The sequence below is a fragment of the Vibrio genomosp. F6 genome (genome assembly GCF_005146325.1).
Taxonomy (GTDB): Bacteria; Pseudomonadota; Gammaproteobacteria; order Enterobacterales; family Vibrionaceae; genus Vibrio; species Vibrio cortegadensis.
The window spans coordinates 1-5,133 of sequence record NZ_SYUT01000074.1 but is presented as its reverse complement, the minus strand read 5'-3'; the positions used below and the strand labels follow the sequence as shown (position 1 = coordinate 5,133).

The 5,133-nt window shown below is 37.3% G+C and carries 6 protein-coding genes; all 6 read right to left on the bottom strand.

The window, feature by feature from the left end; translation table 11 throughout:
• Positions 1–473: 473 nt before the first annotated feature.
• A complete protein-coding gene (locus FCV43_RS18940; RefSeq protein WP_016799037.1) occupies positions 474–935 on the bottom strand; it encodes a Panacea domain-containing protein in 462 nt (153 codons plus the stop codon).
• Positions 935–1,903 carry a hypothetical protein gene (locus FCV43_RS18935; RefSeq protein WP_136996050.1) on the bottom strand — a complete coding sequence of 323 codons (969 nt, stop codon included), beginning with the start codon at positions 1,901–1,903 and terminating at the stop codon, positions 935–937. The genes FCV43_RS18940 and FCV43_RS18935 overlap by 1 nt, the downstream gene beginning before the upstream one ends.
• Positions 1,904–2,107: 204 nt before the next feature.
• Positions 2,108–2,590 carry a MazG-related protein gene (locus FCV43_RS18930; RefSeq protein ID WP_136996049.1) on the bottom strand — a complete coding sequence of 161 codons (483 nt, stop codon included), beginning with the start codon at positions 2,588–2,590 and terminating at the stop codon, positions 2,108–2,110.
• 184 nt (positions 2,591–2,774) lie between these two features.
• A complete protein-coding gene (locus FCV43_RS18925; RefSeq protein WP_136996048.1) occupies positions 2,775–3,221 on the bottom strand; it encodes a hypothetical protein in 447 nt (148 codons plus the stop codon).
• 270 nt (positions 3,222–3,491) lie between these two features.
• Positions 3,492–4,577 carry a DUF3800 domain-containing protein gene (locus tag FCV43_RS18920; protein WP_136996047.1) on the bottom strand — a complete coding sequence of 362 codons (1,086 nt, stop codon included), beginning with the start codon at positions 4,575–4,577 and terminating at the stop codon, positions 3,492–3,494.
• 160 nt (positions 4,578–4,737) lie between these two features.
• Positions 4,738–5,133, bottom strand: a 396-nt coding sequence (locus FCV43_RS18915; RefSeq protein ID WP_206380345.1) for a hypothetical protein, incomplete at its 5' end; no start/stop codon positions are given.

Here is a 5,133-nt window from a genome sequence, read left to right as displayed (position 1 = left end):
CTCAATCATAGACAACAAACGCACTTGGCTAAGAAGCGAAATGAGTTGAAATTGGAGTCATTCGATTAGCCAGAATGACAAAGAATTCGAGCGAGAAACCTGACGGCAAAGTGCGCTGAAACCACGATTTTCAATGAAGTTTCCACGAAAAAGAAGCCGCGCAAAATGAACTTGAGCCAGCAAAACTTACTAACGAGGAGACTTGCGTGACGTTGCAGCTAATTAACAGCAAAACCTTCTACGTGCGATGGGCATTTTGATGGCATTTTTCACGAAATAAACAGGTGTGTAGCTTGAACGCAGAACAAAGATAAACGGATAATTTAACCCTTTGAATCTTATGCAATATAACGCCGCATTAAGGTGTGAGCAACGCAACCACCTAACCTAAACCATTGCTCCATAAACACAAAACCCAACGATGACATAAAAATGCCAAGCGTTGGGAATCACTCTTAAATGCTTTGTTAGAACTATTGGCTTTTGAACTCTTTGGCTAATGTAACCAAGTTCAAGTGAGAGTATCTTTCATTGGATTTTACTGGATATGTAGAATATACATAGTCTATAAAATCGTCGAAATATAGTTTCTTAGTCTTACTTATTACTTTATCCATGATAGCAATTTCTCTCTGAGACAAACCTCCATCATCCAATTCACCTTTGAAGCCAATCAAGCTCTTATCTTTGCCATAGTATGTTTTTTCTACTGACTTCGTAAAACCTAACCTTTCATCAGCACATTGATACACATCATCGACATATGGTCCAAAATGATTAAATAGCCATTCAATATCAGTGACTTGCTTCTCATCTACTAATGCAGAGAACCAATCTGTTAAATAAACTAATTTTGTTAATCTAGCTTTTGATAGCTCACCTTTATGGGGATATGTTTTGCATAGATAACCAACAACATTCTGAAGTTTATTCATTACATACCTCCTAATTCACTTAAAATATCATTGTCAGGACTCGATACTTTAGCTCTATTTACCTGACTAATTGTCTTATCTAGTGCTATTGCATCTCGGACAAAAGCAGATAGATGACTCTGATAGTTTGTACAGTAATCTTTTATTTGTTGTTTCTTAGTCACAATCAAGTCGCCACAATCACTCTCTACTAATATTACCCCAATATTGTCATCAGCGTCAGTGATCGACAGACCATAAAAAACATTGCTCTTCATTGATAATTGGTCAATCCTTGCTGCGTCATATCCATGGTGCTGTTCCATATAGTCGCAATATTCTGGCTTATTTTCAGTGTAAGACGGACAATCTTCTAAAGCATACTCACTATGCTGCCATACTTGGCTAATGACACCATTATTTAGTGGGAACTTCTGTCTGTGTTCTTTAGAAAACATTGGGTTAGCCGAGTATCTCGCTAATAGATAGAATGACTCTCTATCTTCATAGTAAATGGTTACTCGACAATGCGAATCTAATCCCATTTGCTTGAATACACTTTTCAGCCAAGTTTCAACAAGTTTTTTATGGGTGTTGTAAGTCTCTGAGCGCAAGTTTTGACAATCTTCTTGAGAGGCATCCAATTGCAGCTTAAGGTCAGATACCTTTTCATTTTCTTTACTCAAACGATCGTTTTCTGAAACTAAACGTTCTTGGTCTTTATGTGTACCACGAGCTCCAACTAATGTAACAAAACCTCCGACAGCCAATGCCAAAACAGGGTTAGTAAAAACAAACCCTAAACAACTTTTAAAGCCAGATATTGCATCAAAGTTTGTTTTCCATTGATATGACCCCGCGTACGCACCTCCAACCGTCATAACAATCGTACCGAAAGGCGTACAAAAGTTATAAAAGCCTTTATGGAGCTTTGCACCCAACCTACTGAAAAAATTAGATTTCCCAGTAAAACCAAATTTATTGCTCACACTTAAGCCACTGATTTAATGTAAATTATAGAGATATTATACTAGGTAGAAATGTATTGGGAAGTACCAATGGTAAAGATAGTTCTAACGCCGCGTTAAGTGGTGAGCAACGCAGACCACTGCACCTAAAGTATTGTGCCGTAAACACTAAATTCAAAGCAAACTAAAAATGCCGAGCGTTGGGAATCCGTCTTAAACGCTTTGTTATGGCGCTGAACTTGAAGCTAACTGCTGAATGTCAATTAGGTCTACTTCCCTACTCAATATTCGTTTGTACTCTACCAGTTGATAAGCTGGCATAACCTGTAATTCAATGCCTTGATAACTTTTGACAACTGACTTTGCAAAGTCGATTTCTAGTTGATGCCATGAACCGTCCAATGACGATTGGATTTTGGTATTTTGAGATAAACCGATTTCAATTTTTTGATTTTGGTAAACCAACTGGAAATACTCTAAATCCCAACCGTATTCAGTATAACGAGTTAACGGTTTAGATATGAATTGAGATACGTGAGCCAAGAGCTTATTTGCATCAGAGTTGTGGATATAAAGGTCAATGTCAGCAATTTCACGGCTGCCACCATGAATAGTTGCAGCTAGTCCACCGACAATTTGGTACTCAATGCTCTCTGCATCCAAAAGTCCTTTTAGCCACTTCAAGGCTACTTTCACTTTCTCACTCATCCAGTTCCCTTAGCTGAATTTTGCCCTGCGCCATAACGCCCTGTTAAGTTGCAGACCAACGCATACCTGAACCTAAAGCAATACGCCGATTACACCTAAATCAATTGGAACTGAAAATGCCACGCGTTGGCTGTCAGCTTAAACAGATTGTTATGTTACTGGAATGCAAATATTAGGTGTGTTTCTACAAATTCCTAAGTATACTTCTTGCAGCATTCTTCCCTTGAAGACTGAACCCAACGCGATAACCTTGTGTATCTTTTATTACTAGCAAATCAGAGTCAAAGCCAATATCTCTGTTCACCCTACTATCAGAAACACTAACTATTTCTTGCCTAGATACTTTATATACTAGCTTGTACTCATATCCTATATAATCCCATTCAGCCAAATAAGCTCCATTATCTGTAATAAAAAACACTCCATTCCCCTGGTACTCACCATTCTCATACATTGAAGTAAATTCTTTATATTTGATTTTTTCTGCCCCATCATTAACAGTGTCCAAGGCTAGGACATCAAATGCAGGTGTATAAAGAGGTCCTTCCATAAGTTGCATTGGACCTAACGATCCACAACCAGCCAAAGCACTTATTACAAATAGTATTGTTAACGTTTTTATTTTTGTCATGCTGACGCTACCCCTATATTTAATATAAAAAACAACCAACTGGAGCATCTTATAGATATTGGGGGGGTTATAAAAGATGGTGATATGAAAAACAATTAATATATAAAAATATCAACCTCTTTATTAACATCAATAAAACAGATATGCAACATAACGCCGCATTAAGGTGTGAGCAACGCTACCACGAACCCCAACCATACCACCGTAAACACTAAACCCAACGATGGAATGAAAAATGCCAAGCGTTGGGAATCACTCTTAAATGCTTTGTTATATGGCTGTTTCTGGGAACGTATTAAGCATTTTAAATAACGGTCCTTGTGGAGGCTTTAACATACCGCTGAAGGTTTGCATATTAACATGAGCTTCATAACCGAAATTTTCATATACATCATCGGAAATCAATGAAAGAGATGTAGCGGGTCTTTCATCTTTCCATCCAAAACGGTGGAAACGATTTTGAATATCATGGAACAATGGTACTACGTTATAGTGCAACTCACTGATTTTTCTTAACTCATCGTTAGAGACCTGTAATTCATTTTTCTGTATTAATGGCAACTTATACACGTACTCTTCAAAGTCAATTAGAATATTTGCAGAGTCATTACCCTTACCACGACTCGGGCTTAGGAAGCGTGTTAAAGCGTAGATTTGCATATCAACAAACTGCATCATCAGTTCATCGTCATCATCAAATCTTTCGTTTGTAATGAAATTCAAGTTTTGTCCAACACAAAAGCCATTAGCAATATGAGGGTAATGAGCAGGATATTCTTGAAAAGCTTCCAATACTGCTTTTTCTTGCAACCCTGTAACATTATCAAAGTAAAAACGACTAGGAAAAATGGTGTAATCCCACTGCCTATTTTGATCTAAATGTCTATCAACGCAAGCGAAGTTAACAAACTTATAAGCAACGTTTATAAAGGCAGTTTTAATGACATCCTCTTCAGTCGCTGCTGGATTATTTACTTTAAATTGAGAGAGCTTAATAAATGAACCATGCAGTTTATATGGCAACCTAGCAGCTTCTATAGCTTTAGCCCACATACCCCACTTATTTTCTGCTGCTAGTTTGTGCAGTTTACCATTTTCTTCTTTCGATAAATTGCTATCACCAATAAAGGCAGGGTTACTTGCCCCTTTCAGTTCCCATGAGTTTGAATCTTGTTCTGGGTATAGTTTCGCTTTAAAATCTCTAACAAATTGAATGATCGTTGCTTTATCCTTGTCATTAACCTCAACTCCACCGATGAAGAAGTAGTCCAAAGCACTCTTAACATTTGGGTTTCTATCCCCACGTTCATCCAAGTAGATTGACTTTTTCAAGTCAACATTTACGGCTAATTTCATAATTATAATACCTAAATTCTATTGCAAGACTCTGATGCCATATAACGCCGCGTTAAGTAGTGAGCAACGCCACCACCTAACCTAAATCATTGCACCGTAAACACCAAAACTGACTTGAACTGAAAATGCCGAGCGTTGGGAATCTGTCTTAAACGCTTTGTTATAAATTTTTGTTTTTCGATTTAATCAACTCCATACTTATTTTTAACTCCCGATGGAACGGGTCAGTTTGGAGGCTTTCATCGTAAATATCATCAAATATCCTGTAAATAATATCATGATACTTTTCGTGATTAACCAATTCACTAATCGCCAAAAGTTGCTCTTGGCTAGTTACACTTTTATCTGCTAGGTCTGACAATGCCTTTTTTACATGTTCATATCTTTGATGTTCAAGTATCGCTCTTTTATATTTTAGGTAATCAAATGCCAGCCAAACAATAGGTACAAGCGCAACTAAAACAGCAAGCAATCCACTATATTTATTTAGTACAACTATCACATCACTAATGCTCATGCACCGTACTCCAATTAAATTTTGGTGTACCCCACAAAA